Origin of the sequence: Sphingobium psychrophilum, assembly GCF_012927105.1 — a bacterium.
Lineage (GTDB): Bacteria > Pseudomonadota > Alphaproteobacteria > Sphingomonadales > Sphingomonadaceae > Sphingobium > Sphingobium psychrophilum.
This window is the reverse complement of sequence record NZ_JABBFV010000006.1, coordinates 166661-192130: the sequence shown is the minus strand read 5'-3', so window position 1 is coordinate 192130 and position 25470 is coordinate 166661. Positions and strand designations below refer to the sequence as shown.

Sequence of the window (25470 nt, the reverse complement as noted above, 5' to 3'; positions counted from 1 at the left end):
ACTCATTTGTTCTGCTCGGACGACGCGACGCCGCCCCGGTTGAGCTATGGACGGGAGACTATCGCCTAATCCGCCATGCGCAAGTATGTTGCGTGCGTGAGACATGTGCGTCCATGAGCGGCACAGAGCGACATGGACCTGACAAGGAACTGACCTGATGATCGAATTGCTGCGCGCGCCGGGACTGGAAGCGGTTCCCCATGGCTTTGCCGGGCGGCGCGGCGGGGTGTCGAGCGGGGTCCATGCGGGTCTGAATGTCGGGCTGGGATCGGCGGACGAGCGGGCGGCTGTGCTGCGCAATCGCGATCTGGCGCTGGGCGCGCTGCTGCCCGGCGGGGCGCTGGTGACGGTGCATCAGGTCCATTCGCCCGACGTGGTGACGGTGACCGGGCCGATCGCGGACGACGCGCGCCCGCCGGCCGATGCGATGGTCACGGACCGGCCGGGACTGGTGCTGGGAATATTGACCGCCGACTGCGTGCCGGTGCTGTTCGCCGATGTCGAGGCGGGCGTGGTGGGGGCGGCTCACGCGGGGTGGAAGGGGGCGATTGGCGGTGTGACCGACCGGACGATCGACGCGATGGTGGCGCTGGGGGCCGATCCGGCACGAATCGCCTGCGCCATCGGGCCGTGCATCGGCCGCGTCTCCTATGAGGTGAGCGACGATTTCGCAGCGCGCTTCGCCGATGAGGACGCGGCCAATGAGCGGTTCTTCACGCCGGGTCGGGCGGGGCATCAGCAGTTCGACATCGCGGCCTATGTCGCGGCGCGGCTGGCAGGGGCGGGCGTGGGGCGGATCGCGATGCTGGACGAGGATACCTATAGCCAGCCTGATCGATTCTACAGCTATCGCCGGTCCTGCCACCGGAACGAGCGCGATTATGGGCGGCAGATTTCGATGATCGCGCTGCCGGGTTAACGCCGCACCGCCGTCCCATGCTTGTCCTCGCGGCGGCGGCCGACCAGCACGGCGCGTTCCAGACGGACGCGGAGCGCGGCATAATAGTCGGAGAGGAAGCCATGGTCATCGCCATCGTCCGGTAGCCCGGCCTTGCGCCGGATCGTGGCGGCAACGGTGGCGATCGCATCGTCCTGCCCGGCCCGCAGCACATTTTCCAGCGTCTGGAGTTCATAGATACCGTAAAGGTCGAGCGCGGCGTCGGTGAAGACCCGGCGTGGCTGCTCCGCGCGCGCGGCGACGAGGTCCGCGCCCAGTTTCGCCCGCACATTGTTCACGACCCAGGTGCCCGCGAGCAGATCCCCCACCCGCAGCCGGTCGCGGTTGAATAGCGGGAAGAAGAGGAAGATTCCGGTCCAGCACAAGGCGAAGAGGGTAAGGAAACCGTCGGCGGCGCCATCCGCCGCTTGTTTGCCCAGGAAGGACAGCGGCAGGAAAACCTCTATCTCACGCATGGCGTTGCGGGCGATCACCGCGCCGCCGGTCAGCCGCCCGCCATCGCGCGCGACGACGCGCAGGCCTAGCAGCCGCTTGCCCGGCGTCGCGCCACGCCCGCCCATCTCGAACAGAATGAACCAGCCGTTGCGCAGCATGAAGGCACCGACCAACCAGAGGATCAGGAAGATTTCGGCGCGGGCGTTGGCGATGCCGAGCAGGCTGAGCAGGATCGTGGCGAGGATCAGGCTGATGAAGAGGATGAGGATATCGAGGATGAAGGCCGACGCCCGCGTCCCCGCGCTCGCCAATTCCAGGCGCAGGTCGACGCCTTCGGGCGTGACGAAGCTGCGGCGCAGCGAGGCGGGCGCTTTTGGCACGCGGTTACGCCGCCAGCGCATCTTGGTCCTCCTGGCGACGGGGCAAATAATAATAGGTCAGCCATCCGGCCAGCGCGGACAAACCGATGCCGTAGCGCATAGCGTCCGACTGGACCGTCTGCCGCCCGATCCCTTCGAGCAGGCCAGCGACCAGCAGCATGAGGACGACGCCCGCCATCGCGATGGCGGCGCTGCGCCCGGCGATGACGGCAGCTTCGGTGCGCGCTTCGCGTCCGGGGAAGGCGACGGCCGTGCCGATCTTCATGCCCGCAGCCCCAGCCAGGATGATGGCGAACATCTCGGTCGAGCCGTGGATGGTGAGCCAGCCGAGGAAATTGAGGCCCAGCCCCTTGCTTGCAAACAGGCAGAGCATCGCGCCTAAAGTCAGGCCATTATAGACGAGCAGCAGGACGGTCGGCACGGTGAAGGCGAAGCCGAGGGCAAAGGCGAAGATCGCGACCTGGCTGTTATGGGTGAAGAGATAGGCGGCGAAGGTGGCGAGGCCACCGCCCTCCTGCGGCCCGTAGATGGTCGCACTCAGGGTTTCCGCGCTGGCGGAGGGATCGCGCCCGCCCGACATGGCGTCGGGGATGATGCTGTAATACCAGCTGGGATCGGTGGCGACGAGCCACCAGCCGGCGATGACGCCGGCGACCGTCAGGACGAGGCAGATCAGGGTTTCGCGCCAGAGCGCCTGCACGCTGAGTGGCCAATCGCGCGCGAAGAAGCGGCCAAGCTGGCGCGTCGCGGTGTCCGGCACGCCGTAAAGCTGGAAATAGGCGCGGGTGCAAAGCTGTTCGAGATAAGTGACGAGCGCCCGGTCGAGCGAGGTTTCGCGCGCCACCGAGAGCGACGACAGGGCTGAGCGATAGAGCAAAGGCAAGGCGAGAATATCGTCCTCCGACAGGGCGCGGACCGAACGCTTCTCCATACGGGTGACGAGTTGGTCCAGTCGGTCCCATTCGCCCTCATGCGCGGCGCGGAAGCGGCTGGCATTGACCAGCGGCGCGGCGGCGCGCCCGTCGACGAGCGCGCTCATAGCAGGTTCCTCCGTTTGAGGTCGACATAGCCCTGGACCAGCCGGTCGGCGACGCGATCATGTTCGGCCTCAATGACATGGACACCTAGATGCCGCAGCCGGGTGAGCACCATCAGCCGGTCGCGCAGCAGGGCGGCGGCGGTGACGGCGCGGGTGACGTCGTCGGCGTTGCGGGGGCGGCGGTCGAGGATCGATTCCAGTTCCTCGTCGCGCAGCACGACGATCAACAGGAGATGGGTTTCGACCAGACGGCCAGCGGCGCGGACGAGAAATTCGGCGGAGGTGAGGTCAGTGAACTCGGTGAAGAGGACGATCATCGAGCGGCGGGTGAGGCGCGTCGCGAGCGTGGTCAGGGCGTGGGTATAGTTGGTTTCATCGCCGCTATAGTCGATCCGGGCGGCGAGCCGCTGGAGATCGCCGAAGGCGGCCGCGCCGGATACCAGCCCGCTGGCGATGCGCGGGCGCGAATCGAAGGCGTGGAGCGCGACCCGGTCGCCGAGCTTCAGCGCGACCCAGGCGGTCAACAGCATGGCCGACACGACGCGGTCGAGGCGGCTGAGGCCCGCCACCGGCTCGCTCATCTGACGGCCGGCGTCGATCGCGAAGACGATCTGGTTGTTGCGTTCGGATCGAAATTCCTTGGCGTGCAATTTGCTGTGGCGGGCGGACTGTTTCCAGTCGATCGCGCGCCGGTCCATGCCGGAGCGAAACTCGACCAGCGCGTCGAAATCCGCGCCGTCGCCGCGATCGACCTGCGCCATCAGGCCTTGCAAGGCATGGCGCTGGAAAATCTGTGCGCCGCGATCGCGCACCGGACGGATGTCGGGCAGGATCGCGATGGTCGCGTCGAGCGGCACGATGCGCTGCTTCCAGACGAGGCCGAGCGGTCCTTTCCAGCGCAGCCAGCCGCGCGCGATCCGCTCCGTGCCGCGCCGGACGCTGCGCAGCGGGATGGCGGCGGCGGCCTTGCCGGCATGGAGGTCGATCCAAATGCCGTCGTCATCCTCTGCTTCCAGCAGCGGTCCGGTTTCCAGCAGCAGTTGCGCGCGGGCCGGGGCGGCGCCCGCGATCGTCACATGCGCCGCCGCCTCCACCGGCGCGCCGACGCTGGCGGTGCGGGGGAGGTCGAGTCGCAACGCCGCCTGCGCCGGACGGCTGCCCAGCAGCGCATCGGCGAGACTCGCCAGCAGCACCGCAATCGGCCAGGCGAGCGCGGCATACCAGCGGCCCGGCACCAGCAAGGCGACGAGCAGCGTCGCGGGCGCGCCGGCCGCCGCCGTCCATATGGCTGTGCGGGTGGGATAGATCATGGGAGTTTGGTCATGGCGGGCGCGCTCAGCGCGGCGCCTCGATCATGTCGATGATGCTGGTCACGACATCCTCAATCCGGCGGCCGTCGATTTCGGCGGCCGGTGACAGGATCAGGCGGTGGCGCAGCAGCGCTGGGGCCAGCGCCTTCACGTCGTCGGGGATCACGAAATCGCGGCCGTCCAGCGCCGCGCGGGCGCGCGCTGCGCCCGCCAACATCGCGCCAGCGCGGGGGCTTGCGCCGCTTTCGAGGTCGGCGACGTCGCGGGTGCCGCGGATGAGGGCGAGGATATAGTCGATCACCTCATCGACCAGCCGAACCCCGTTAACCACCGCGATCGCTTCAGCAATGCGGGCAGCGTCGGCGACCGGGGCGACGCCCCAGGCCTGCGGCGTCATCGGATGGGTGCGCGCGCCATGGGTGGCGACGATCTTGCGCTCTTCCGCGGCGCTGGGATAATCGACGCTCTGCTTGAAGAGGAAGCGGTCGAGCTGCGCTTCTGGGAGAGGATAGACGCCCTGCTGCTCGATCGGATTTTGCGTGGCGACGACCATGAAACGATCGCTCAAGGCCAGGCTTTCGCCGTCGATGGTGACGGTGCGTTCCTGCATCGCCTCCAGCAGGGCCGCCTGCGTCTTGGGCGGGGTGCGGTTGATTTCGTCGGCCAGCAGCAATTCGGTGAAGATGGGGCCGCGCGTCAGGCTGAACTGGCTGGTCTGGAAGTTGAACAGATTGGCACCGATGATGTCGCCGGGCATCAGGTCGGGCGTGAACTGGATACGGCCGAAATCAAGGCCAAGCGCATGGGCGAAACTGTGCGCGATCAGCGTCTTGGCGGTGCCGGGTGGCCCTTCCAGCAATATGTGGCCGCCGGAAAAGAGCGCGACGAGCATGAGGTCGATGGTCGATTCCTGCCCCACGACCGCGCGGGCCACTTCTTGCTTGATGGCCTGGCCGAGCGCCTGAACCTCTTCTACCGTCATTTGCTCTTATCCTCTTGCCAATCATGGAGCGCCTGCGCTGCGTCGAGCAGGCTGCGCCGGTCGTTCGCCGCATCCGCCGCCTGCATAAGGTCGGTAAAGCGGCGTGCGCCCTTCAAACTATCGAGATATTGGTCGAGCGCGCCATCGCGCAGGCGGGCTGGCGCGCCGAAGGCGCGCGCCGCGCGATCGCGGATGGCGGCGGCATAGCGGCCTCCGAGGCGCGCTTCGCGCCCCGCCTTGCGGATCAACAGCGCGCTGTTGTCGACCAGCGCGCTCTTGCCGAAGGCGACGGCGCGGGCGCGGGCGCGGGGCGGGCCGAAACGGCCGAAGGCGTGAAGGCCCGCGAGCAGCAGCGCAGCGGCGATCGCCAGGGTCATCGCCAGAAAGGGCGGCTCGAACAGTAATTTGAGCGGACTGCGCGAATGGCCTAGGCCATTCATCGATACGTCGAAGGCGATGCCGTCGGGATCGGTGCTGTTCATCCAGTCGAGCAGGGCCATCGCGGATCGGGCCTGGCCCAGATCCTTCATGCCGCGATTGTTGAGCAGGTCGGGATCGGCCAGCACATAGAGCGGCCCTTCCCCGACCCGCGCCAGCACGATGCCGCCCCTGCCGTCGGTGAGCAACGGGGTCAGCCTGCGCCACCGGTTCTGCTGCTGGTCATTGTCGGGATCGATGCCGGTAATGACCTGGATCGGGCGCGGCGCCCAGAAGCGGCCGGGCACGCCATCCGATATCAACGCGCCGCCCCCGCTGCGATATTGGCGCATGGTGAAGCGGACGCCGGGCGCAAGCACGCCGATCGGCTCGTAAAGCGGCAGCAAGCCGCGATAGCGCGCCCAGCCGGGATGATCGTCATCCGGCACGGTGCGCCATTTGGGCAGGATGAACAGGGTCGGCCGGGTCGCGCGCTGCATCAGCGCCGCGCTGTTATCGGTCGCGGCGCTTTCGGCGGTGATTATCAGCAGGTCTTCGGTATCGAATTCGTGGGCGGTGCGTATGATGCGCGGATGGCGGCCAGTCGCCTCAGCCAGTTGTACAAGGCCGGCATAGCCGGTCACCGCATTGGACAACGCATGCGCGCCGCCATTGCGGCCCGATCTCAGGTCGGGCGCATAGGCACCCAGCACCAGCATGGCGGCGAAACCGGCAATGCCGATCGCCAGCATCAGCGCGACGGTACGGCCACGGAACAGCGCCGTGTCGGCCGATGGCGGGGCGATCGTGACGTCGCTCATGCCGTCCCGTCCCTTGGCCAGTTCCGTGTTTGGGCGAAATCGGCATAGGCATGGCGGCAGCGGCCCCATTCGTCCGCGTCGATCGGGCGACCGCCAAACAGGCTGCGTTCGACCGCGGACGCGATTTCGGTGAACAGGCGGCGCGGCGCGGACGGAATACCTTCGGCGCGGGTGAGGTCGCGGCTGGTGAGCGCCGGGCGGACGATGTGCGGGCGACGACGAGCCATATCCTCGACGCTGCGCAGCAGGAGATGGTGCACCGCCTGCGCATAATGGCCCTGCGCGGCGAGCGCGTCGGCTTCGTCCAGCCAGGCGCGCGCCGGAGCCGCGTCCGGGGTCCAGTCCTCTTCCGCCACATCCACCGCTGCGGCCGAACGAAGCCGCCGCCAGCGCGGCAAGCGCCAGACGCCGTGGCGTACCCGGTCCACCACGATCCAGAGTATCAGCAGCGCCAGCGCGGCGATGATGGTCCACAAGACAATGCGGGCATAGGGCGCGTCGGGCATGAAGCTGCCGATCCAGCGCAGGAAGTGCCCGACCGGGGCCAGCGCCCATTCCAGCCATTCGCCCAGCGCCTTCAGCCAGGCGGGCGGCGGCGGACGGCCAGGCGCTGGCATCATGTCGAACTGCACGTCACCACCGGCCAGCAGCGCGCGATGCGCCGCAGCCAGTTGTTCGTCCGACATATGTCCTGGTCCGGCCATCGATGCCCACCCCCGTCGCGGCAGACCCTAGCGGCTGGGGAGACGCGCGCAAGTCATTCAAAGGATGACAAAGTCGGTCGGATGCGACAGCATCCGGTCAGAGTTCGAAAATGGGGGATATGACGATGGCGACGCGGGCGGCCTTGAGCGAGCAACGATCCTTTTCGGTCGGCCGAGTGCTGAGCCGCGCGTTCGGGACGCTGGGCGACAATCCGCTCGCGACCTTCGGCATCGCCTTTCTATTCGGGTCTATCCCGCAATTTCTCTACAGCTATTTCATCGGATCGACGTTGGAGAGCGCGGACCGCGCCAGCATGATCGCGGCAATTGCCGTGTCGGTCGCTTCCTTCGTGGTCTTCCTGCTGCTGTCGATGCTGGTGCAGGGCGCGCTCGTCCGGGCAACGCTGGCCCATGCGCAAGGACAGCGGGCGAGTTTTGCCCAATGTATAGGGACAGGTCTGGCCAAGGCGGTGCCGCTGATCGGCCTTACGATCCTGCTGGTCCTGGGGATCATGGCCGGGTTCACGCTGTTGTTCGTGCCCGGCGTAATCCTGTTCCTGATGTGGTCGGTCGCAGCGCCAGCGCTGGTCGCCGAGGATAGCGGCGTGTTCGCCGCCTTTGCGCGCAGCCGGTTCCTGACGAAGGGCGCGCGCTGGCGCATCTTCGCGCTACAGCTCTTGTTGCTGGTGCTGATATGGCTGGTATCGGCAGCGCTGGGCGCGGTCATTCTGGCGGGCGGCATGACGCCGCAGGCGATTGGTGAAGCGGCCCTGTCTCTACCCTATCTGCTGGTGTCCGCAGTCAGCAACACACTGATCATCGCCTTCTGGAGCACGGTGCAGGCCAGCCTATATGTCGATCTGCGGGCGTGGAAGGACGGTCCGCAGTCGCAGGATCTGGCGGATATCTTCGCCTGAAGCCTATTTCAGGACCATCGGCAGTCCGGCCGCCACGAATATCGCACTGTCGACGCACGCCGCCACCGCCTGGTTGATGTCGCCAGCTATGTCGCGGAAGCGGCGGGCGAGCGCGTTGTCGGGCACGATGCCCAGCCCGACTTCGTTCGTGACGAAAATGATCTTGCCGGGCGCGTTCGCAATGGCGGCAGTCAGCCCGGCTATCGCGGCGGCGACATCCTCTTCGCACAGCAGGAGGTTCGACGCCCACAGGGTCAGGCAATCGACAAGCACGACGCTGTCGGGGCGGCTTTCGGCCAGGATCGCGCCGGCGAGCGCGAGGGGCGCATCGACGGTGCGCCAGCGCGCCCCCCGTACCGCGCGATGACGGGCGATCCGATCCTCCATCTCCGCATCGAACGCCTGCGCCGTCGCGATATAGACGAGTTGGCCCGGAAGGGCTTCGGCCTGCATCTGGGCGAAACGGCTCTTGCCCGACCGCGCGCCGCCCAGGACAAGGAGGGATTGTGCGAATTTATGGATCATGAGTCGGCCGATAGATGATATTTCTATTGTCCTATAGCGCGGGATTGGCGAACGGCAGCCCATGATCGACGAACGCGCCATGATCGACTTGACCGACTGGACCATTCACGGCGGCAAGCTGTCGGATGCGGCGATCGCCTTTCCCGACGCGCCTTCGCCATGGCTGGACCTGTCCACCGGCATCAATCCCGACCCATGGCCAGGCGCGGCGTGGCTGGCGATCGATTGGCAGCGCTTGCCCGACGCGGCGGCGATTACGGCGCTGGAAATGGCGGCGGCGTGCCATTTCGGTGCGCGGGGACGTGATGTTTTGGCTCTACCCGGCACCGAATTGGGTTTGCGCGGGCTGCGTGGCCTGCCCCTGCCCGCGCCATTTCGCCATGTTGCGCCGGGTTATGGCACCCATGGGGAAGCGCTGCCCGGCAGCCGGGCGATAACGGCCGACCGACTGGCGGAGGAGGCCGCGCTTGGAGGCACCATCCTGTGCGCCAATCCCGCCAATCCCGACGGTCGGCTGATCGCGGTCGATGCCCTTCTGGCGATCGCGGCGACGCTGGCGCAGTCCGGCGGCTGGCTGGTGGTCGATGAAGCCTTTATCGACGCGCATGGGGACGCCAGCATCCTGCCCCAATTGTCGGGGGAGCAGCCGGTCATCGTGATGCGATCCTTCGGCAAGTTTTTCGGATTGGCGGGGGTGCGTTTGGGGTTCGCCGTCGCCCCGCCTGCGATCATCGCCCCGTGGCGCGCAGCGATCGGCAGTTGGCCGGTGTCGGCCGCCGCGATCGCGATCGGCGCGGCGGCCTATGCCGATGCCGACTGGATCGCCGCGACCCGCCAGCGGCTGCGCGCGCGCGCCGATGCGATGGATGCGGTGCTGCGCCGTCATGGGCTGGAACCCCAAGGCGAGTCGCCGCTGTTCCGGTTGGTCGATTGCGACGCCGCCCGCCTGTTCGCACGGTTGGCGCGGCGCGGCATATTGACCCGCCCCTTCGCCTATGCGCCGCGCTGGCTGCGGCTGGGCGTGCCGGGCTGCGCCGCGGATCTGGACCGGCTCGATCGCGCGCTGGGCGATGAGTGAACCCGTAGCGATCGTCGCGCTGGCGCTGGATGCGGCGATTGGCTGGCCGGATTGGCTTTATCGGCGGATCGGGCATCCGGTCGGTTTGTTCGCGCGGGTGATCGACACCTGCGAACGGTGGGGCAACCGGCCTGCGCATGGCGCGATGCGGCGGCGAGCGCAGGGCGTGGCGACGATGGGTCTGCTGATCGGCATCGCGGGCGGTGGCGGCTGGGCGCTGCAAGCTGGCCTGGCATGGGCGCTTGGCCCTTTCGCCTGGATCGGCATCGCGCTGTTGGCCTTTCCCGCGCTTGCCCAGCGCAGCCTGCACGACCATGTCGCGCCGGTGGCGGACGCGTTGGAACGGGGCGACCTGGCCGCGGCGCGGCGGGCGGTGGCGATGATCGTGGGCCGGGATGTCGAAGAACTGGATGAGGCAGGGGTGAGCCGGGCGGCGATCGAAAGCCTGTCCGAAAGCTTTTGCGACGGGGTGGCTGCGCCGCTGTTCTGGCTGCTGGCGCTCGGCCTGCCGGGGGTCTGGGCCTATAAGGCGATCAATACCGCCGACAGCCTGATCGGCCATCGCGAGGAACGGTGGCGCGCCTTCGGCTGGGCGGCGGCGCGGATCGACGATGGCGCAAACCTGATCCCGGCGCGGCTGGGGGGCGGACTGATCTGCCTGGCCGGGGGTGGCGGATGGTCCACCATGATGCGCGACGCGCGGCGGCACGCATCGCCCAACGCCGGCTGGACCGAGGCGGCGATGGCCGGCGCGCTGGGGCTGCGCTTGGCCGGGCCGGTCAGCTATGATGGCGAGGCGCATGACAAGCCGTGGATCGGGACGGGGCGCAAGACCGCCGACGCGGCTGACATCCGCCGGGCGCTGGCGGTCTATCGCCGGGCCTGCCTGCTGCTGTGGGTGGTCGCAGGCGGCGTCCAACTGATCTAAAGGTGGCGGGCGATCAGCACGCCCGCCAGCAGGCCGGTTTCGACTAGTTCGATCCCGGCGCCATGGCAGTCGCCCGACACGCCGCCGACATGGCGTTTGAGCCACCAGCTCCAAAGCAAGATGAGCGCGGGCGCGGCGAGCAGGGGCTGGCAGAAGAGCGCGCTCGCGCCCAGCGGGAAGGGCCATAGAAGGAGATGGCGCGAGGCCATCCCATTGGCAAAACGCGCGCCCAGCCCGGCGTGCAGCGGCGGGAGGCACAGGGTCCAGACCAGAGGACCGATCCGGGCGGCGAAGGGTATGAAGACAAGCGCTACCAGATCGCCGATTTCGACGACGCCGTGCAACAGCACCAGCTTTGCGAGGAGTTGCAGCACGATCGCCACGACGCCGAAACTGCCGACATGGGGGTCGGCCATGACGGCGAGAAAGTGCGCCCGGTCCTTATGCGCGGCGCCGCGCGCGTCGGCGAGATCGGACAGTCCGTCGAGATGCAGGCCGCCGGTTACCCAGACCCATAGCAGCAGCGCGCATAGGGCAGCGGTCCAGCTGTCAGCCAGCAGGCCGACCGCGGCTGCGACGGCGAGCAGCGCGCCGATCACCAGCCCGGCAGCGGGAAACCAGCGCATCGATTGGGCGAAATCCTGCTCATCAGCATGAACGCGCGGCATCGGCAGGCGAGTGAGGAACTGAAGAGCGATGACCAGCCCCTTCATGTGCGCAAGCCGACGATCTGGGCCATTGGAGGGGCATCCGGCATCCGCCAGACACGCAGCGACAACAGGCTGGCATAGGGGAGATCGATGGCCCAGACCTGCCGCGCGTCCAGCCCGCACAGGATCGCGACCGCCGCCCGCATCGCGCCGCCATGGGTGACGACTAGGGTGGAGCGGGCCGCCAATGCATCGATCGCGGCGGATATGCGGCCGGTTAACGCCGACCAGCGCTCTCCGCCGGGCGGGGGATGCCGATCGGGATCGTCTTGGAAGCGGGAAAGAGCCGGGCCGTCCACCTCTGTCGGGCGCAGGCCGTCCCAAGCGCCGAAATCCAGTTCGCGCCAGCGCGCGTCCAGCGTGACGGACAGGCCGGTCGCGCGGCCGATCGCCTCCGCCGCCAACCGGGCGCGGGAGAGGTTGGAGGAAAGCAACGCCTCTATCGCCAAGTCTCGCGCTCGGTCGGCGCAGGCGGCGATGCCGGCGGCGGTCGGGCGGGCGTCGGTGTGGCCGTTCAGCCGCCCTGCCCCCTTCGGTTCGCCATGGCGCAGCAGGTGGAGGAGGAAGTGGTTCACAGCGTTTCGGCTACGCCGGCTTCCGCGAAGGTCGCCATGCCATTGTGCGCGGACAGCGCGGCGCGGATGACCGACACCGCCACCGCCGCGCCGCTGCCTTCGCCCAGACGCATGTCGAGCCGCAGCAGGGGCGCGAGGCCCAGCCGATCGAGCAGACGGGCATGGCCCGGTTCGGCGGAAATATGGCCCGCGATGCAATGGTCGGTGATCGCCGGCACCAGCGCAGCGAGCGGGGCCAGCGCCGCGCCGCTGATGAAGCCGTCCAGCACGACGGGGATGCGCAGGCGGCGCGCCGCCAGCACCGCCCCGGCGATCGCGACGATTTCCCGCCCGCCCAGACGGCGCAGGATTTCGAACGGCGTGTGCGGCGCAGCGGCATGAAAGGCCAGTGCGCGGTCCACCACGGCGATCTTGCGCGCGACCCCGGCACCATCGACGCCCGTGCCCGGCCCCACCCAATCGGCGGCCGGACCGCCGAAGGCGCGGGCGCACAGGGCGGCGGCGGCAGTCGAATTGCCGATGCCCATTTCGCCCACGACCAGCAGGTCCAGTCCCGGTTCGACAGCGGCGGCTCCGGCGGACAGGGCGGCGAGGCAGTCGTCCTGATCCATGGCCGCATCCAGAGTGAAATCCGCCGTGGGCCGGTCAAGATCGAGCGCGACCACGTTGAGGTCCAGCCCCGCTGCGCCCGCGAGCGCATTGATCGCCGCGCCCCCGGCGGCGAAATTGGCGACCATCGCGGCCGTCACGCTGGCGGGAAAGGCGCTGACGCCATGAACGATGCAGCCATGGTTGCCCGCGAAGATTACGGCGCGCGCATGGTCGATCACCGGGCGCGGCGTGGCTTGCCAGCCGGCGAAGAACACAGCGATCTCCTCCAGTCGGCCGAGCGAACCGACAGGCTTGGTCAACTGGTCCTGCCGCGCGCGGGCGGCGTCGATCGCGGCCCCGTCCGGCGCGGACAGATCGACCAGCGCCGCGTCGAAGGCGGCAAGGGTGTCGAAGCGGATCATTCCGCGACGAAGCCGGGCGGTGGCGTCCGGGTGATGAAATGGCCCTTCACCCCCTGCGGCCATTGTTTGAACGGCACCCGGCCATGATCGCTGCCGGCATAATGAACCGCATAGTCAAGGATCGCGGTCGCCGCTTCCCGGTCCGCCGCGAACCGGCCGAGCACATAGCCGACCTTGCCCGGCGCACGCAGATGGACGGTGCAGAAGTCGGCACAGGCGAACAGGCAGGGCATTTCCTGCACGGCGATGCCGGCATAGCGCGCGTCGCTTTCTCGGACGTCGCGCAATGCCGCCACCAGTTGTGCGCCGCCACGGGTGCCGTGATCGTCCTCGCGATCGGTCGTGCTGTGGCGGCAGGTGTTGCAGGCCACGATAGCGGGGCCGTCATCGACGGGGGTCAGCATGGGTCTTCATCCTTCAGTTTGACGATTCGATAGGGTTCAGAACTCGATCCCCGCCTGCGCCTTCACGCCCGACCGGAAGGGATGCTTGATCATCGTCATGTCGGTGACGAGATCGGCCGCGTCGATCAGCGCGTCGGGCGCATTTCGGCCAGTGACGATCACATGTTTCATGGCGTCGCGGGCGGTCAGCACCGCCAGCACCTCGTCAAGCGGCAGATAATCGTAGCGCAGGACGATGTTCAACTCGTCGGCCAGCACCATATGATAGGATGGATCGGCGACCATGCGCCGCACTTCGTCCCAGGCCGTGCGCGCGGCGGCGACATCCCGCGCCCTATCCTGCGTGTCCCAGGTGAAGCCTTCGCCCATCTGCTTGAATTCCACCTGATCGGGAAAGGCATCGAACACGGTCTTTTCGCCGGTGGTCATCGCGCCCTTGACGAACTGCACCACGCCGATCTTCATGCCGTGGCCGATCGCGCGCACGACCATGCCAAGCGCGGCGCTGGTCTTGCCCTTGCCCTTGCCGGTGTGGACGATCAGCAGCCCCTTTTCCTGGGTCTTGGTCACCATGATCTTCGCCTGGGCGGCCTGTTTCTTGCGCATCTTGTCGGCGTGGCGGGCTTGCGTGTCGTCTTCAGCTTGCATCGGCTTGTTCCTTTCGCATCAGATAGATGTCCATGATCCAGCCATGGCGCGCGCGCAGTGCGGCGCGTTCCGCCGCGATCCGTGGTCCCGCTTGGGCCAGCGGGCCGTGGATCAGCGCTTCGTGGGCCATGCCGAGATACGCGCCCCACCAGATGGCGATGCCGTCCGGCGGCAGCGTGGCGAAGGCGCAGTTGCCATCGAGCATGACGACGAGCGTCCCGGCATCGCGCGGCCAGCCGTGCGCGCGCAGCATCCGGCCTGTGGTGATCGTGACTGGCTCCCCCAGCCGGTTGAGCGGCATGGCGTGGGCGGCGGTCAGCGCCTGGATGCTGGTGATGCCGGGTATCATACGGACGGCGACGTCCATTCCGGCCTGCATCAGCCGGTCGGCGATCCGCAGCGTGCTGTCATAGAGGGACGGGTCGCCCCAGATCAGCAGCGCCAGCTGGCCACCGTGGGGGAGGTGCGTCGCGATCTGCGTCTGCCAGACGGCGGCGATGGCCGCGTGCCAGTCATGCACAGCGCCGAGATAGTCGCCGCCGGCGCCGCGCACCGGGAGGTCAAATTCGACCACTCGCACCGGCGCGGTCAGGAGTTGCGCGCAGATGGTGCGGCGCAGGTCGATCAGGTCGGATTTGGCGTCGCCCTTGCGCGGCAGCAGGATGAGGTCGGCCTGATTCATCGCCCGCACCGCCTGCGCGGTCAGATGATCGGGATTGCCGGTGCCGATGCCGATGAGCGCCAGGTCGATCATGCGGCGGGCGCGATCATGTGGAAGAAGCTGCCGGTCACATAGTCGCGGCGCGACCCGGTTTCCGGCACCGCCTGTCCGTCGGCGTCGGTTACGCGGGCCAACGGCGCATCGGTCTGGGCCAGAATAGTGGAATAGTGAAATTCATGCCCGCGCAAGCGCGTCCCGGCGGCCAGCCCGGCGATCGGGGCCAGCAGTTCGGCGTGACGATAGCCCAGATGCATGCGGCGCTGGGCATAGCTGGTGACGAGGCCGAGCAGCCCTGCCATGGCGTGCCGCTCGCCCGATGCGTCGACCAGCGCGTCCCCCAACACCATATAGCCGCCACATTCGCCGTGGACGGGCCGGGTTTGCGCATGACGGCGCAGGCCCGCCAGGAAGGTCTGCGCCGCGGCGATGGGTCCGGCATGGAGTTCGGGATAGCCGCCGGGCAGCCAGACCAGGTCGGCGGCGGCGGCGGGGGCTTCGTCGGCGAGCGGCGAGAAGGGCAGGATCTGCGCGCCGGCCCGCGCCCAGCCCTCAAGTAAATGGGGATAGAGGAAGGAAAAGGCGGCGTCGCGGGCGATGGCGATCCGCTGGGCGGGCGGCGGCGGCAATCGCCCTGCTTGGTCCTTTCCCCCCGCGGCCGCGCGGCGGATGGCGGGCAGATCGGCATGGGCGCGCAGGAAGGCGGCATAGTCGGCGATCGCGCGGTCGAGATCGGGATGCTCGGCCGCCTGGACGAGGCCCAGATGGCGTTCGGGCAGCATCATGTCGCCGCGCCGGGGCAGCGCGCCGAGCACGGGGATACCGATGCTGTCGAAGCCGCGCCGCACCAGCCGTTCGTGGCGGGGGCTGGCGACGCGGTTCAGGATGACTCCGGCGAACGGCACATCCGGGTCGAGCCGCGCGAAGCCCAGCGCGGTGGCAGCGGCCGACTGGGCCTGACCCGATACGTCGATCACCAGGATCACAGGCCAGCCCATGCGGCGGGCGATATCGGCGCTGGCCCCGTTGCCGGTCGCCCCTGGACTTGCCACGCCGTCATACAGACCCATCGATCCTTCGGCGATCGCCATGTCGGCGTCTGCCGCCTGATGCGCGATGGCGTCGAGCAACCCGGCGTCCATCGCCCAGCTGTCGAGGTTGAACGAGGCGCGGCCGGACGCGGCCCGGTGGAACGCAGGGTCGATATAATCCGGTCCGCTCTTGAACGGTTGCACCGCCATGCCGTCCTGCGTCAGCGAGCGTAGCAGACCCAGCATCACCGTGGTCTTGCCTGTCCCCGATGCGGGCGCAGCGATCATCAGGCCCGGCGTGTTCATGCGCTCGGCTCCACGAAGCGGGACATGGCGCTCTGTGGGCGGAAACGCCGATCATAGCCGTGCGCGTAGAGGCTACTCTCCGCGAAATGCTGGGCTTCGAGCACACGGCCGACCAGGATCAGGGCGGTGCGTTCCATGCCGCCCGCCACCGCCGCTTCGATCGTCGCGAGCGTGGCCCGGACGATGCGCTGGTCGGGCCAGCTGGCGCGCCACACCACCGCGACGGGGCAATCCGCGCCATAAGCGGGCGTCAGGTCGGCCACCACCCGCGCGAGATTGTGGATCGACAGGTGAATGGCGAGCGTCGCCCGAGTAACGGCGAAATTCGCCAGGCTTTCGGTCGTCGGCATGGCGCTGGCGCGGCCGGGCGTGCGGGTGAGGATCAACGACTGAGAAAGTTGTGGCAACGTGAGTTCAGCCTCCAGCGCGGCGGCGGCGGCGGCGAAGGCGGGGACGCCAGGCGTGATGGTGAAGGGGATGCCCATCGCCCGCAGCCGACGCAGTTGCTCGCCCATCGCCGACCAGATGGACAGATCGCCCGAATGGAGCCGCGCAACATCCTGGCCGAGGGCATGGGCGGCGGCGATGTCGGCCATGATGGCGTCCAGGTCCAGGGGCGCTGTGTTGACGATCCGCGCGCCGGGCGGGCAGTGGCCCAGCAGTTCGGGCGGGATCAGGGAACCGGCATAGAGGCAGACCGGGCTGGCGGCGATGAGATCGCGCCCGCGCAGGGTCAGAAGGTCGGGCGCGCCGGGGCCGGCGCCGATGAAATGCACGGTCATGGGATTAGTCCTTGGGCGATGGCGCAGGTGGCCATGCGATCGGGGGAAATGTGGCGAGTGCGGAGCAGGCGGGCGCGCGCTCCGGCTGCCGCGAGCGCGCATGCCTCCGCCACGCTGCCGACGCCGCGCGCCTTCAGGCTGGCGGGGGAGCGGGTGGGTGTCGTTACCGCGGCAAGCGCGTCCGGGGATAGGCCCAGCAGCGGCAATCCCAGTGCGGCGGCTAGCGGTGCGAGCGCCTCGACCTTATCGTCGAGTGTAGCGAGATGTGTGACGGGCGGCAGGCCGCGCCGGGCGAAGTCGAAGGCGATGCGCAGCGTATCCAGCGATGCGCCGGTGCGACATCCGAAGCCGGCGACGATCATAGCCGCACGCTCCACTGCACCACCGGGAATCGGGGCCGCCAGCCGCGCCGGTCGCCGAGCGGGGCGCAGTCGGCCAGTTCGATGCGCAGCAGATTGCCGCCCCGATCGCCATGCCAGCGCGCCAGCAGGGCTTCGGATTCCAGCGTGACCGCATTGGCGACCAGCCGCGTGCCTGCGGGCAGGCGCATCACCAGTTGGCGCAGCAGTTCGTCGGACAGGCCACCGCCGATGAATACTGTGTCCGGCAAGGGACCGGTCGGCAAGGTGTCGGGCGCTGATCCGGTCAGCACGTTCAGCCGATCAACACCGAGGGCGGCGGCATTGGCGCGCGCGCGCGCAGCCCGCACCGGATCGGCCTCGATCGCGCATGCGCAGTTGGCCGGGTGGGCGAGCAGCCATTCGATCCCGATCGATCCCGATCCTGCGCCAATGTCCCACAACAGTTCGCCCGGCCGCGGCGCGAGCGCGGACAGGGTCAGGGCGCGGATCGGCGCCTTGGTGATCTGGCCGTCATGGTCGAACAGGTCGTCGGGCAAACCGCCGACGGACGGCAGGACGAAGCCGTCGCCCGAGACGGCGATGCCGACCGCGACGGGATGGGCGACGTCGGTGAGGGCGAAGGCGGCGGCCGTCACGCTACGCAGCCGTTCCCGCGGGCCGCCGATCGCTTCCATGATGTGCAGGGTCGAGGGGCCGAAGCCGCTTTGGGTCAGATAATGCGCCAGCGCGCCTGCCGCCTGCCCGTCGCGCAGCAGCGCCAGCACGCGGCGGCCGCGCGCCAGATGCGGCCGCAATCGCTCCAGCGGCGCGGCGTGGAGGCCGAGACAGGCGGTGTCCTGCAACGACCAGCCGAGGCGCGCCGCCGCCAGGGTGAAAGTCGATGGCGCGGGATGCGCTACCCATTCATCCGGCGAGAGATGGCGCGTGACGGCCGCCCCCGCGCCGAACCAGAAGGGGTCGCCCGACGCCAGCATCACCACCCGCCGTCCGCGCTGCGCCAGCAGCTGGTCGATCCCGTCGGCGAAGGGCACTGGCCATTCGATCGCGGGGCCATTAAGCGGGGCGAGCAGCGACAGGTGGCGGGCCGAGCCCATGACCAGTTCCGCCCGCGCAAGCGCCGCGCGGCTGTCGGCGGACAGGCCACAGCGCCCGTCTTCGCCGACGCCGATGATCGTCAACCAGGCCTGGGACACGGGATCAGCCATGCCGAACATCCTGCTGCTGGGCGGCACATCGCAGGCCAGCGCGCTGGCCCGGCTGCTGGCGCAACGGGGCGTTGCGGCGACGCTGAGCTATGCGGGCCGGACGGACACGCCGCTGGCGCAGCCGATCGCGGTGCGCATCGGCGGATTTGGAGGGGTCGAGGGGCTGGTCGCTTATCTGCGCGCTGAGCGCATCACCCATCTGGTCGATGCGACCCATCCATTCGCCGCGACCATGAGCGCCCATGCGGTCGAAGCCGCCCGTCGCGCCGGCGTGGCGCATGTCGCCCTGACGCGCCCGGCATGGCGGGCGCAGCCGGGGGACAGATGGACGCATGTCGCCGACATGACGGGCGCGGTGGCGGCGCTGGCCGGGCCGCCGCGCCGCGTCATGCTCGCGCTGGGGCGGATCCATGTCGAGGCCTTCGCGGCCCAGCCGCAGCATCAGTATCTGCTGCGCTTCGTCGATGCCCCGGCCACGCCGCCCGCCCTGCCGCATCACAGCCTGGTCATCGATCGCGGGCCTTTTTCGGTCGAGGACGACCTTCGCCTGATGCGAATGCATGGCATCGACATGGCGGTGAGCAAGAATGCGGGCGGCACGGGGGCGGAGGCGAAGATCATCGCCGCGCGCCAGCTGGGCGTGCCGGTGGTGATGATCGGCCGGCCGGCAATGCCCGCGCGGACCGAACTGCATGTACCTGAAGAGGTGCTGCGCTGGCTGGATCATGCCGGGCCGTCCAGCGCCGAGCGCGGCGTATAGAGGATCGGCCCGCGCGATCGCGCGATCAGCCGGGTTCGGCTCGATCCCAGGATTACGACAGTCCGCATGTCGGCCATGTCCGCGCGCGCAGCGCCCAGCGGCACGATCTGTAACAGTTCCTGCGGGGTGGATACGGCGCGGGCGAAGAGGATCGGGCGATCGTCGCCGCATAGCGAGCGCAACAGGTCGAGCGCGCGGGCGAAGCCGTCGGGTCGCGCCTTCGAGCGGGGATTGTAGAAGGCCATGGCGAAGTCCGCCTCTACCGCCAGTCGCAGCCGCTTTTCGATCAGCGACCAAGGTTTGAGATTGTCGGAGAGGTTGATGGCGCAGAAATCATGGCCGAGCGGCGCGCCGGCGCGGGCGCTGGCGGCGAGCATCGCGGTGATCCCCGGCAGCACGCGGATGTCGAGATCGCGCCAGTGGGCCGGCCCCGCCTCCAGCGCCTCGAACAGCGCCGACGCCATGGCGAAGACGCCCGGATCGCCGGACGAGGCGACGACAACCCGCCGCCCCTGCGCCGCAAGGGTGAGCGCGTGGGCGGCGCGATCCAGCTCGACGCGGTTGTCGGACGGATGCAGTGTCAGCCCGGCGCGCGGGGCGATGCGGGCGACATAGGGGATATAACCGACGATATCGGTCGCCTGCGCGATGATGGCGGTCACTTCAGGGGTGACAAGCCGGTCGTCCCCCGGCCCCAGCCCGGCGATGGCGAGCCAGCCGTTCATGGCCGACGCCCTTGGCCGTGGATCAGCAGGATGGAGAAATAGGGGGTGACGCTGTCTGCATCCGCCAGGCGAGTGACGCGCTCGCCGGGCATGGCGGCATGTTCGACCAGCCAGGCCGCGTCTTCGCGCCCGGCAGCGGCGACCGCGCGGCGCAGCTTGGGCAGGTTGCGCCCGATCTTCATCACCACCAGCGCGTCGGTATCGCGGATGCGCCGCACCAACTCATCCTCCGGCAGCGTGGCCATGGCGACGGTCAGCACGTCGTCGCCCCATGTGATCGGCGCGCCGGTGGCGTTCCACGCGCCTGCCATGCCAGTGATCCCCGGCACCACTGCGACCGGCACGATCCCTGTTAGCCGACTATGGAGATGCATGAAGGAGCCGTAGAAAAACGGGTCGCCCTCGCACAGCACGACGACATCTTCGCCCCGGTGCGCCAGCGTGGTCAGGCGGGCGGTGCAGTCGGCGTAGAAGGCGGACAGGCAGCTATTGTAGCGCGGGTCGGACAGCGGGATTTCGGTCGTCACGGGATATTCCATCGCGATTTCGATCGCGTCGGGACGCAGCATCCCGTCTGCGATCCGCCGCGCCTGGCCCGGTCGCCCGGCCTTGCGGAAATAGGCGACATGGCGCGCGCCGCGCACCAGCCGGTCGGCGCGGACGCTCAGCAGGTCGGGCGCGCCGGGGCCGAGGCCGACGCCATGGATCGTTCCGAGCGTCATTCCGCGCGGCTCGCCAGCGCATTGATCGCCGCGACGGTGATCGCGCTGCCGCCCAGGCGCCCTTCGACGATGCAACAGGGCGCGGGCGGCGCAGCCCAGAGCGCGGCCTTGGACTCGACTGCGCCGACAAACCCCACCGGGCAACCGACGATTGCCGCCGGACGCGGACAAGCGGGGTCTTCCAGCATGTCGAGCAGATGGAACAGGGCGGTCGGCGCATTGCCGATCGCGACCACCGCCCCCGCCAGATAAGGACGCCAGAGTTCCAGCGCGGCGGCGGAGCGGGTGTTGCCGGCCGCCTGCGCCATGGCGGGCACTTGGGGGGCGTGCAGCGTGCAGAGGATCGGGTTGGCCGCGGGCAGGCGGGCGCGGGTGATCCCTTCCGACACCATGCGGGCGTCGCATAATATGGGCGCGCCGGCCGCCAGCGCGGTCCGGGCAGCGTGCGCGAAATCGCGCGTAAAACGGATATGCGCCGCCAGATCGACCAGACCGGCGGCATGGATCATCCGCACCGCCACCGGCTCCTCTTCCGCCGTAAAGCGGGCAAGGTCGGCTTCGGCCCGGATCGTCGCAAAGGATTGGCGATAGATGGCGGCGCCATCCCGTTCATAGGCGTGGGGCATCAGGCGGCTCCGAAATGGGAGAGGACAGCGGCCCGGTCGAGCGCGGCGCGAAGGGGCGGCGATCCGGCGCGCGCGTCGAGGGCAAGGTCGTAGCGGCCATGGCGGCCGGTCAGGGTTACGGCGGCGGGGGCGGCGCTGGCGCAGCTCTTGGCGCAGCCCGACACATGCAGCCGGCCCGCCATATGCGGGGCAAGGCGGCGGGCGAGGTCGCGCGTTTCGACGCTCGCCTGCGCGCAGGCCGGCTGGCCCGGACAGGCGTCGACGCGGAGCAGCGGATCGGCCGGGTCTGTGAGCAGGCCGTCATCCTGCATAGCCACGGGCGCTTCAAGCAGCAGGATACGCCAGGGCGTGGTGCGGAGGCCGCTGCACTGCGGCAATGCCTTCGCCAGCCGGGCCAACAACGCCGCGTCGATGCGGCCGAAGGGCAGGCCATAGCTCGTCCCCCTCCCCCAAGGGAGGATCGCGGCGGCGGCGTGCAAGGCTCCTTCCGCCCAGCCTGGCAGCGGCGCATCGTGCCGGGCCATGCGCCCGGCCGCTGCGCCGCCGCTGGCAACGAACCAATGGGCCAGCGCGATGAGGGCGTCGGCTTCCCCGCCGAGCGCCACGGCGCAGCCGGTGGATCGGCCATCGGCGCGCAGCATCAGGTCGCCTGCGTCGCTGCGTTCGATGCGGAAATCGCCGGGCTGGTCATGGAGCAGCGGGGCAGCGCCAGCGTCGATGACGAAGCCGACCTTGCCCGGCAGCGCCGCGGGCAGGTCATCCAGCCGCGCCAGCAGATCGTCTGCAATGCGGTGGCTGTCGTCGCCCAGCCGCCAGGTCGGCGACACAAGGATGTTGCGCCGCTTTTCGTGGTCGGCACCGGCATCCACCAGGTCCATTGCCAGCAAGCGGTCCAGCAGCACCCGCCAACCGCTTTCCGACACGCCGCGCAGTTGGAGGTTGGCGCGGCGCGTCATGTCGATCAGGCCGTTGCCATGGGTCGCCGCGGCATTGGCCAAGCCAGCCGCTTGATCCCGCGTCAGGCGGCCGAGCCGCGGCTTCACCCGCACGAGCAGCCCGTCCCCCGCCATCATCGGACGCCAGGCGTCAGGGCACCAGCCTTTGCGGATAAAGTCGCTCATGCGTCGCCCGCCAGGCTGGCGAGGATCGAGTTGCGCCGGGTAGTCCACAACCCGGCGGCGTGCAACGCGGCGAACCGTGCCTCCATCGCCGCCAGCGCTTCGGGATTGGCCTGTTCGAGGAAGGCGCGCACGTCCGGCCGCCCCAGCGTCGCGTCATGATAGAGATCGAACAGGTGCGAGGGGACGGCGCCCGACAGATGCGCGAAAGCGCCGAGATGATCGAGCGTCGCGGCCAGTTCCGCGCCGCCGCGAAAGCCGTGGCGCATCATCCCCGCCACCCAGCCGGGATGCGCGGCCCTGGCGCGGACGACGCGGGCGATCTCTTCCGTCAGCGTGCGCGCCGTCGGGCGGGCGGGATCCCGATTGTCGAGATGATAGAGCGTCGCGACGCCCCCCATCTGCGCCTTGGCAGCGGCGAAGCCGGCTTCATGTGCGGCATAGTCGGCGGCGAGCAGCAGGTCGGTTTCGGGGAGATCCTGCACATGGACGAAGGCGTCCGCCCCCGCGACCCGCAAGCGCAGGCCGTCCGGGTCGGGCGCGGCGGCGGGCGTGTCCAGCGCATGGTCCGATGCCGACAGCCACGCTTCGCCGGCCGCGCGGCGCGCTGCGTCGGTGTAGATGTCGCCCCGGTCGCCCAGCCCGACGCCATAGCGCCCCGGCTGTGGGCCATAGACGCGCGGGGCGGCGTCTTGACCCGCGAAGGGATTCCAGTCGGTCGGCTCGTCGCGCCCGCACAGCGCGCGCACGGCTTGCCCGAACAGCGTGGGCAAGGTGGGGAAAGCGTCGCGGAACAGGCCGGATACGCGCAGGGTGACGTCGATACGCGGCCGGTCGAGCAGCGCAAGCGCCAGGATTTCTACGCCCGTCACCCGTTCCGACGCCATGTCCCAGATCGGCTTTGCGCCCAGCAGGTGCAGCGCCATGGCGAATTCTTCCCCCGCCGTGCGCATCGTGGCCGATCCCCACAGATCGACCACCAGGCCGCGCGGATAATCGCCATGGTCCTGCAGGTGCCGCCGCACCAGTTCTGCGGCCAGGCCAACGCCCTGCGCATAGGCGGCGCGGGATGGCACGGCGCGCGGGTCGATCGCATAGAGGTTGCGCCCGGTGGGCAGCACGTCGGCGCGCCCGCGATAGGGCGAACCGGCCGGCCCCGGCGGCACGCGGCGTCCGTCGAGCGCGGCGAGCAGGCCCGCCCGCTCGCCCGCGCCATGATCGCCCCGGCCGAAGATATGCAGCCCGTCGCCGAATTGGCTTTCCTTGACGTCGCACAGGAAGCGATCGATCCGCGTGATCGCTTCTGCGGGGGACATCGCATCGTCCAGGCCCAGTTCGGCTCCCAGCCCCAGCGCCCGCGCTTCCTCGCCGATGGTCGCCTGCAACCGGTCGCGACGGGCCGGGTCCAGTCCGTCGGCGTTGGAAAATTCGTCGAGCAGCGCCTCAATCCGGTGGAGGCCCGCGCCACTGGTCGTTTGCATCAGCGGCGGCGGGACATGGCCGATGGTGACGGCGGCGGTGCGCCGCTTGGCCTGCGCCGCTTCGCCGGGATCATTGACGATGAAGGGATAGATGAGGGGCGTGGCACCGATGAGGGCTTCGGGCCAGCAATCGTCGGACAGGGCGACCGACTTGCCCGGCAGCCATTCCAGCGTGCCGTGCGCGCCGATATGGACCAGCGCATCTGTCCCCCGGTCGCGCAGCCACAGATAGAAGGCGACATAAGCATGGCGCGGGCAGCGCGACAGGTCGTGATAATCGCATTCGCGATTGGTAGGCGCGCCGCGTTCGGGCTGAAGCGCGACGAGGACATGACCCATCACCAGCGCCGCGAAGCGAAACGCGCCGTCCTGCACCGCCGGATCATCCTCCGGCGCGCCCCATGCCTGGTCGAGATCGGCGCGCAGCGCATCCGGCAGACTGGCCAGCGCCCGGCGATAATCCGCCAGCGGCCAGTCCAGCCAGGCGCGATCCAGGGCGGCGACCGGCACGCGCCGATCGCCCAGGTCATAGCCGGTATCGGCAAGCTCGGTCAGGATCGCTTCGGCCGACGCAAGCGCGTCCAGTCCCACGGCATGGGCCATCTGATAGGCTTTACCCGGATAGGTGGAGAGCAGCAGCACGACGCGGCGCGCGGAAGCTGGCTTGCGCGCCAGCGCCACCCACGCCGCCACCCGCGCAGCGATCGCGTCGATCCGGTCGGGATCACCGCGATGGACCACATCGGCAAATTCCAGCGCATCGTCGCGCGCGCCCGATTCCTTGAAGCTGGCGACGCCGGCGAATATCCGTCCATCCACTTCGGGCATCACCACATGCATGGCGAGATCGGCCGGGGACAGGCCCCGCGTCGCCGCCCGCCAGTCCTCGCGCCGCGCCGTCGCCAGCGCGACCTGAAAGACCGGTACCCCCGCGCCGTCGAGGGGCGTGTCCCCGCCCTCCCCCTGCGCGGAAAAGGCGGTCGCGTTGATGATGGCGGCCGGACCCAAGTCGGCCACCCATTGCGCCACCTGATCGCGGGCTTCGGGGGCTTTCAGGGACGGGACGAAGATCGAGAGCGCGTCGAAACCCTGCCGTGCGAGCGCCGCATGCAGCATGGTGAAGGGGTCGAGATCATGCGCGGTCAGATAGGAGCGGTAGAAGAGGATGAGGATGAATGGCCGGTCCGGGTTCCGCGCGACGCTGTGGGGATCGACGATGCCGAGGTCGGGATGCCAGCCGCCCATCATCGGCGTGGGCGCATCATCCGATCCGAAAGGATCGTCCAGACCCGCCGCCAGGGCGAGCATCCTCAGAGCGCCCCGCGCCGCGGCGACCCCGCCCATGTCGCAGCGGCGCGCCAACTGGCGCAGCAGCGGTTCGGGCAGCGTGGACGCCGCGTCCAGCCGCGTGTCCGGCCGCCCGTCAGCAGGCAGGACCGCCAGCGCGATGCCCTGCGCCCGCGCCAGGGCGGCCACCTGTTGCAGGCCATAGCTCCAATAGGCGGTGCCGCCGATCAGCCGGATCAATATCCCCTTGGCATGGACAAGCGTGCGGTCGACATAGGTGTCGACCGACAGTGGATGGGTGAGCGCAGCCAGGTTGGCGAGCCGCAGCGACGGCAGGGGCGCATCCGCCCGATCCCGCGCCTGCCGCCAGGCGGCTGCGAACGCGCCAAGGTCGCTGTCCGAAAAGGACAGCACCACCAGGTCCGAAGGCGATTGCCCCAGATCCTGCGGCACGGCGCTTTCCTCCAGCCCATGCGTCTCGCGAAAGATGACGTGCATCGCGC

The 25470-nt window shown here is 69.2% G+C and carries 27 protein-coding genes; 5 read left to right on the top strand and 22 right to left on the bottom strand.

What is annotated here, in order from left to right; all coding sequences use genetic code 11:
• Positions 1 to 157 precede the first annotated feature (157 nt).
• Positions 158 to 919, top strand: a complete 762-nt coding sequence (pgeF, locus tag HHL08_RS10745) for a peptidoglycan editing factor PgeF (RefSeq protein ID WP_169573044.1) — start codon at positions 158 to 160, stop codon at positions 917 to 919.
• Here the strand turns inward: pgeF and HHL08_RS10740 are convergent.
• From HHL08_RS10740 to HHL08_RS10715, 6 genes are read right to left on the bottom strand one after another with little or no spacing between them, the layout of a single operon-like run.
• On the bottom strand, positions 916 to 1794 hold the full coding sequence (locus HHL08_RS10740) for an RDD family protein (protein WP_169573042.1): 879 nt from the start codon (positions 1792 to 1794) through the stop codon (positions 916 to 918). The genes pgeF and HHL08_RS10740 overlap by 4 nt on opposite strands.
• A complete protein-coding gene (locus HHL08_RS10735; protein ID WP_169573040.1) occupies positions 1778 to 2812 on the bottom strand; it encodes a stage II sporulation protein M in 1035 nt (344 codons plus the stop codon). The genes HHL08_RS10740 and HHL08_RS10735 overlap by 17 nt, the downstream gene beginning before the upstream one ends.
• On the bottom strand, positions 2809 to 4122 hold the full coding sequence (locus HHL08_RS10730) for a DUF58 domain-containing protein (protein ID WP_169573038.1): 1314 nt from the start codon (positions 4120 to 4122) through the stop codon (positions 2809 to 2811). Before HHL08_RS10730 ends, HHL08_RS10735 begins: the two co-directional genes overlap by 4 nt.
• 25 nt (positions 4123 to 4147) lie before the next feature.
• Positions 4148 to 5104, bottom strand: a complete 957-nt coding sequence (locus HHL08_RS10725) for an AAA family ATPase (protein ID WP_169573036.1) — start codon at positions 5102 to 5104, stop codon at positions 4148 to 4150.
• Positions 5101 to 6342: a hypothetical protein gene (locus HHL08_RS10720; protein WP_169573034.1), complete on the bottom strand. Its 1242-nt coding sequence runs from the start codon at positions 6340 to 6342 to the stop codon at positions 5101 to 5103. The genes HHL08_RS10725 and HHL08_RS10720 overlap by 4 nt, the downstream gene beginning before the upstream one ends.
• Positions 6339 to 7028: a DUF4129 domain-containing protein gene (locus tag HHL08_RS10715; RefSeq protein WP_235955028.1), complete on the bottom strand. Its 690-nt coding sequence runs from the start codon at positions 7026 to 7028 to the stop codon at positions 6339 to 6341. The genes HHL08_RS10720 and HHL08_RS10715 overlap by 4 nt, the downstream gene beginning before the upstream one ends.
• Positions 7029 to 7171: 143 nt before the next feature.
• Between HHL08_RS10715 and HHL08_RS10710 the strand changes: the two genes are divergently transcribed.
• Entirely contained in the window at positions 7172 to 7963 is a 792-nt protein-coding gene (locus HHL08_RS10710; protein ID WP_169573030.1) for a hypothetical protein, read from the top strand.
• A 3-nt stretch (positions 7964 to 7966) separates the two neighbouring features.
• Here HHL08_RS10710 and cobU read toward each other — a convergent pair whose 3' ends face one another.
• Positions 7967 to 8488 carry a bifunctional adenosylcobinamide kinase/adenosylcobinamide-phosphate guanylyltransferase gene (gene cobU, locus HHL08_RS10705; protein ID WP_169573028.1) on the bottom strand — a complete coding sequence of 174 codons (522 nt, stop codon included), beginning with the start codon at positions 8486 to 8488 and terminating at the stop codon, positions 7967 to 7969.
• Between the two features lie 61 nt (positions 8489 to 8549).
• Here cobU and HHL08_RS10700 point away from each other — a divergent pair, with 61 nt between their 5' ends.
• Both HHL08_RS10700 and cbiB read left to right on the top strand, forming a co-directional pair.
• Entirely contained in the window at positions 8550 to 9566 is a 1017-nt protein-coding gene (locus HHL08_RS10700) for an aminotransferase class I/II-fold pyridoxal phosphate-dependent enzyme (protein ID WP_235955027.1), read from the top strand.
• Entirely contained in the window at positions 9559 to 10494 is a 936-nt protein-coding gene (cbiB, locus tag HHL08_RS10695; protein ID WP_169573026.1) for an adenosylcobinamide-phosphate synthase CbiB, read from the top strand. The genes HHL08_RS10700 and cbiB overlap by 8 nt, the downstream gene beginning before the upstream one ends.
• Here cbiB and cobS read toward each other — a convergent pair.
• The 10 genes from cobS to cbiE are packed head-to-tail and all read right to left on the bottom strand — an operon-like array spanning position 10491 to position 18248.
• Positions 10491 to 11207: an adenosylcobinamide-GDP ribazoletransferase gene (gene cobS, locus HHL08_RS10690; protein WP_169573025.1), complete on the bottom strand. Its 717-nt coding sequence runs from the start codon at positions 11205 to 11207 to the stop codon at positions 10491 to 10493. The genes cbiB and cobS overlap by 4 nt on opposite strands.
• Positions 11204 to 11779, bottom strand: a complete 576-nt coding sequence (locus HHL08_RS10685; RefSeq protein ID WP_169573023.1) for a histidine phosphatase family protein — start codon at positions 11777 to 11779, stop codon at positions 11204 to 11206. The genes cobS and HHL08_RS10685 overlap by 4 nt, the downstream gene beginning before the upstream one ends.
• A complete protein-coding gene (gene cobT / locus HHL08_RS10680) occupies positions 11776 to 12792 on the bottom strand; it encodes a nicotinate-nucleotide--dimethylbenzimidazole phosphoribosyltransferase (protein WP_206377815.1) in 1017 nt (338 codons plus the stop codon). Before cobT ends, HHL08_RS10685 begins: the two co-directional genes overlap by 4 nt.
• A complete protein-coding gene (locus HHL08_RS10675; protein ID WP_169573021.1) occupies positions 12789 to 13196 on the bottom strand; it encodes a DUF1636 domain-containing protein in 408 nt (135 codons plus the stop codon). Before HHL08_RS10675 ends, cobT begins: the two co-directional genes overlap by 4 nt.
• A gap of 36 nt (positions 13197 to 13232) precedes the next feature.
• Positions 13233 to 13844, bottom strand: coding sequence for a cob(I)yrinic acid a,c-diamide adenosyltransferase (gene cobO / locus HHL08_RS10670; protein ID WP_169573018.1), 612 nt, complete (start codon positions 13842 to 13844; stop codon positions 13233 to 13235).
• Positions 13834 to 14598 carry a precorrin-6A synthase (deacetylating) gene (gene cobF / locus HHL08_RS10665; protein WP_169573016.1) on the bottom strand — a complete coding sequence of 255 codons (765 nt, stop codon included), beginning with the start codon at positions 14596 to 14598 and terminating at the stop codon, positions 13834 to 13836. Before cobF ends, cobO begins: the two co-directional genes overlap by 11 nt.
• The gene (locus tag HHL08_RS10660; RefSeq protein ID WP_169573014.1) at positions 14595 to 15899 is read right to left on the bottom strand and encodes a cobyrinate a,c-diamide synthase; all 1305 of its coding nucleotides are present in this window, start codon (positions 15897 to 15899) and stop codon (positions 14595 to 14597) included. Before HHL08_RS10660 ends, cobF begins: the two co-directional genes overlap by 4 nt.
• Positions 15896 to 16681, bottom strand: a complete 786-nt coding sequence (gene cobM, locus HHL08_RS10655) for a precorrin-4 C(11)-methyltransferase (RefSeq protein ID WP_169573012.1) — start codon at positions 16679 to 16681, stop codon at positions 15896 to 15898. The genes HHL08_RS10660 and cobM overlap by 4 nt, the downstream gene beginning before the upstream one ends.
• The gene (locus tag HHL08_RS10650; RefSeq protein WP_169573010.1) at positions 16678 to 17043 is read right to left on the bottom strand and encodes a cobalamin biosynthesis protein; all 366 of its coding nucleotides are present in this window, start codon (positions 17041 to 17043) and stop codon (positions 16678 to 16680) included. The genes cobM and HHL08_RS10650 overlap by 4 nt, the downstream gene beginning before the upstream one ends.
• The gene (gene cbiE / locus HHL08_RS10645) at positions 17040 to 18248 is read right to left on the bottom strand and encodes a precorrin-6y C5,15-methyltransferase (decarboxylating) subunit CbiE (protein WP_169573008.1); all 1209 of its coding nucleotides are present in this window, start codon (positions 18246 to 18248) and stop codon (positions 17040 to 17042) included. The genes HHL08_RS10650 and cbiE overlap by 4 nt, the downstream gene beginning before the upstream one ends.
• On the opposite strand from cbiE, the gene HHL08_RS10640 reads away from it, so the two are divergent.
• Positions 18247 to 19008, top strand: coding sequence for a cobalt-precorrin-6A reductase (locus HHL08_RS10640; RefSeq protein WP_169573006.1), 762 nt, complete (start codon positions 18247 to 18249; stop codon positions 19006 to 19008). The two genes, cbiE and HHL08_RS10640, sit on opposite strands and share 2 nt — an antisense overlap.
• Here the strand turns inward: HHL08_RS10640 and cobJ are convergent.
• Genes cobJ through cobN form a run of 5 tightly spaced genes read right to left on the bottom strand, consistent with a single transcriptional unit; the run spans position 18972 to position 25465 of the window.
• Positions 18972 to 19733 carry a precorrin-3B C(17)-methyltransferase gene (gene cobJ / locus HHL08_RS10635; protein WP_169573004.1) on the bottom strand — a complete coding sequence of 254 codons (762 nt, stop codon included), beginning with the start codon at positions 19731 to 19733 and terminating at the stop codon, positions 18972 to 18974. The genes HHL08_RS10640 and cobJ overlap by 37 nt on opposite strands.
• Entirely contained in the window at positions 19730 to 20455 is a 726-nt protein-coding gene (cobI, locus tag HHL08_RS10630; protein ID WP_169573002.1) for a precorrin-2 C(20)-methyltransferase, read from the bottom strand. Before cobI ends, cobJ begins: the two co-directional genes overlap by 4 nt.
• A complete protein-coding gene (locus HHL08_RS10625) occupies positions 20452 to 21081 on the bottom strand; it encodes a precorrin-8X methylmutase (RefSeq protein ID WP_169573000.1) in 630 nt (209 codons plus the stop codon). Before HHL08_RS10625 ends, cobI begins: the two co-directional genes overlap by 4 nt.
• Positions 21081 to 22202: a cobalamin biosynthesis protein CobG gene (locus tag HHL08_RS10620; RefSeq protein WP_169572998.1), complete on the bottom strand. Its 1122-nt coding sequence runs from the start codon at positions 22200 to 22202 to the stop codon at positions 21081 to 21083. The genes HHL08_RS10625 and HHL08_RS10620 overlap by 1 nt, the downstream gene beginning before the upstream one ends.
• A complete protein-coding gene (cobN, locus tag HHL08_RS10615) occupies positions 22199 to 25465 on the bottom strand; it encodes a cobaltochelatase subunit CobN (RefSeq protein ID WP_169572996.1) in 3267 nt (1088 codons plus the stop codon). The genes HHL08_RS10620 and cobN overlap by 4 nt, the downstream gene beginning before the upstream one ends.
• Between the last annotated feature and the right edge of the window lie 5 nt (positions 25466 to 25470).

Bases quoted from the DNA above. Each gene is read 5' to 3' on its own strand.
- cobI (WP_169573002.1), bottom strand. From the start codon at position 20,455: ATGACGCTCGGAACGATCCATGGCGTCGGCCTCGGCCCCGGCGCGCCC.
- cobU (WP_169573028.1), bottom strand. From the start codon at position 8,488: ATGATCCATAAATTCGCACAATCCCTCCTTGTCCTGGGCGGCGCGCGG.
- cobT (WP_206377815.1), bottom strand. From the start codon at position 12,792: ATGATCCGCTTCGACACCCTTGCCGCCTTCGACGCGGCGCTGGTCGAT.
- cobO (WP_169573018.1), bottom strand. From the start codon at position 13,844: ATGCAAGCTGAAGACGACACGCAAGCCCGCCACGCCGACAAGATGCGC.
- cobS (WP_169573025.1), bottom strand. From the start codon at position 11,207: ATGAAGGGGCTGGTCATCGCTCTTCAGTTCCTCACTCGCCTGCCGATG.
- cobF (WP_169573016.1), bottom strand. From the start codon at position 14,598: ATGATCGACCTGGCGCTCATCGGCATCGGCACCGGCAATCCCGATCAT.
- HHL08_RS10720 (WP_169573034.1), bottom strand. From the start codon at position 6,342: ATGAGCGACGTCACGATCGCCCCGCCATCGGCCGACACGGCGCTGTTC.
- HHL08_RS10725 (WP_169573036.1), bottom strand. From the start codon at position 5,104: ATGACGGTAGAAGAGGTTCAGGCGCTCGGCCAGGCCATCAAGCAAGAA.
- cbiE (WP_169573008.1), bottom strand. From the start codon at position 18,248: ATGGCTGATCCCGTGTCCCAGGCCTGGTTGACGATCATCGGCGTCGGC.
- HHL08_RS10640 (WP_169573006.1), top strand. From the start codon at position 18,247: ATGCCGAACATCCTGCTGCTGGGCGGCACATCGCAGGCCAGCGCGCTG.
- HHL08_RS10700 (WP_235955027.1), top strand. From the start codon at position 8,550: ATGATCGACGAACGCGCCATGATCGACTTGACCGACTGGACCATTCAC.
- cobN (WP_169572996.1), bottom strand. From the start codon at position 25,465: ATGCACGTCATCTTTCGCGAGACGCATGGGCTGGAGGAAAGCGCCGTG.
- HHL08_RS10660 (WP_169573014.1), bottom strand. From the start codon at position 15,899: ATGAACACGCCGGGCCTGATGATCGCTGCGCCCGCATCGGGGACAGGC.
- HHL08_RS10675 (WP_169573021.1), bottom strand. From the start codon at position 13,196: ATGCTGACCCCCGTCGATGACGGCCCCGCTATCGTGGCCTGCAACACC.
- pgeF (WP_169573044.1), top strand. From the start codon at position 158: ATGATCGAATTGCTGCGCGCGCCGGGACTGGAAGCGGTTCCCCATGGC.
- HHL08_RS10650 (WP_169573010.1), bottom strand. From the start codon at position 17,043: ATGATCGTCGCCGGCTTCGGATGTCGCACCGGCGCATCGCTGGATACG.
- cbiB (WP_169573026.1), top strand. From the start codon at position 9,559: ATGAGTGAACCCGTAGCGATCGTCGCGCTGGCGCTGGATGCGGCGATT.
- HHL08_RS10715 (WP_235955028.1), bottom strand. From the start codon at position 7,028: ATGTCGGACGAACAACTGGCTGCGGCGCATCGCGCGCTGCTGGCCGGT.
- HHL08_RS10620 (WP_169572998.1), bottom strand. From the start codon at position 22,202: ATGAGCGACTTTATCCGCAAAGGCTGGTGCCCTGACGCCTGGCGTCCG.
- HHL08_RS10710 (WP_169573030.1), top strand. From the start codon at position 7,172: ATGGCGACGCGGGCGGCCTTGAGCGAGCAACGATCCTTTTCGGTCGGC.
- HHL08_RS10740 (WP_169573042.1), bottom strand. From the start codon at position 1,794: ATGCGCTGGCGGCGTAACCGCGTGCCAAAAGCGCCCGCCTCGCTGCGC.
- HHL08_RS10625 (WP_169573000.1), bottom strand. From the start codon at position 21,081: ATGCCCCACGCCTATGAACGGGATGGCGCCGCCATCTATCGCCAATCC.
- cobJ (WP_169573004.1), bottom strand. From the start codon at position 19,733: ATGAACGGCTGGCTCGCCATCGCCGGGCTGGGGCCGGGGGACGACCGG.
- HHL08_RS10730 (WP_169573038.1), bottom strand. From the start codon at position 4,122: ATGATCTATCCCACCCGCACAGCCATATGGACGGCGGCGGCCGGCGCG.
- HHL08_RS10735 (WP_169573040.1), bottom strand. From the start codon at position 2,812: ATGAGCGCGCTCGTCGACGGGCGCGCCGCCGCGCCGCTGGTCAATGCC.
- cobM (WP_169573012.1), bottom strand. From the start codon at position 16,681: ATGACCGTGCATTTCATCGGCGCCGGCCCCGGCGCGCCCGACCTTCTG.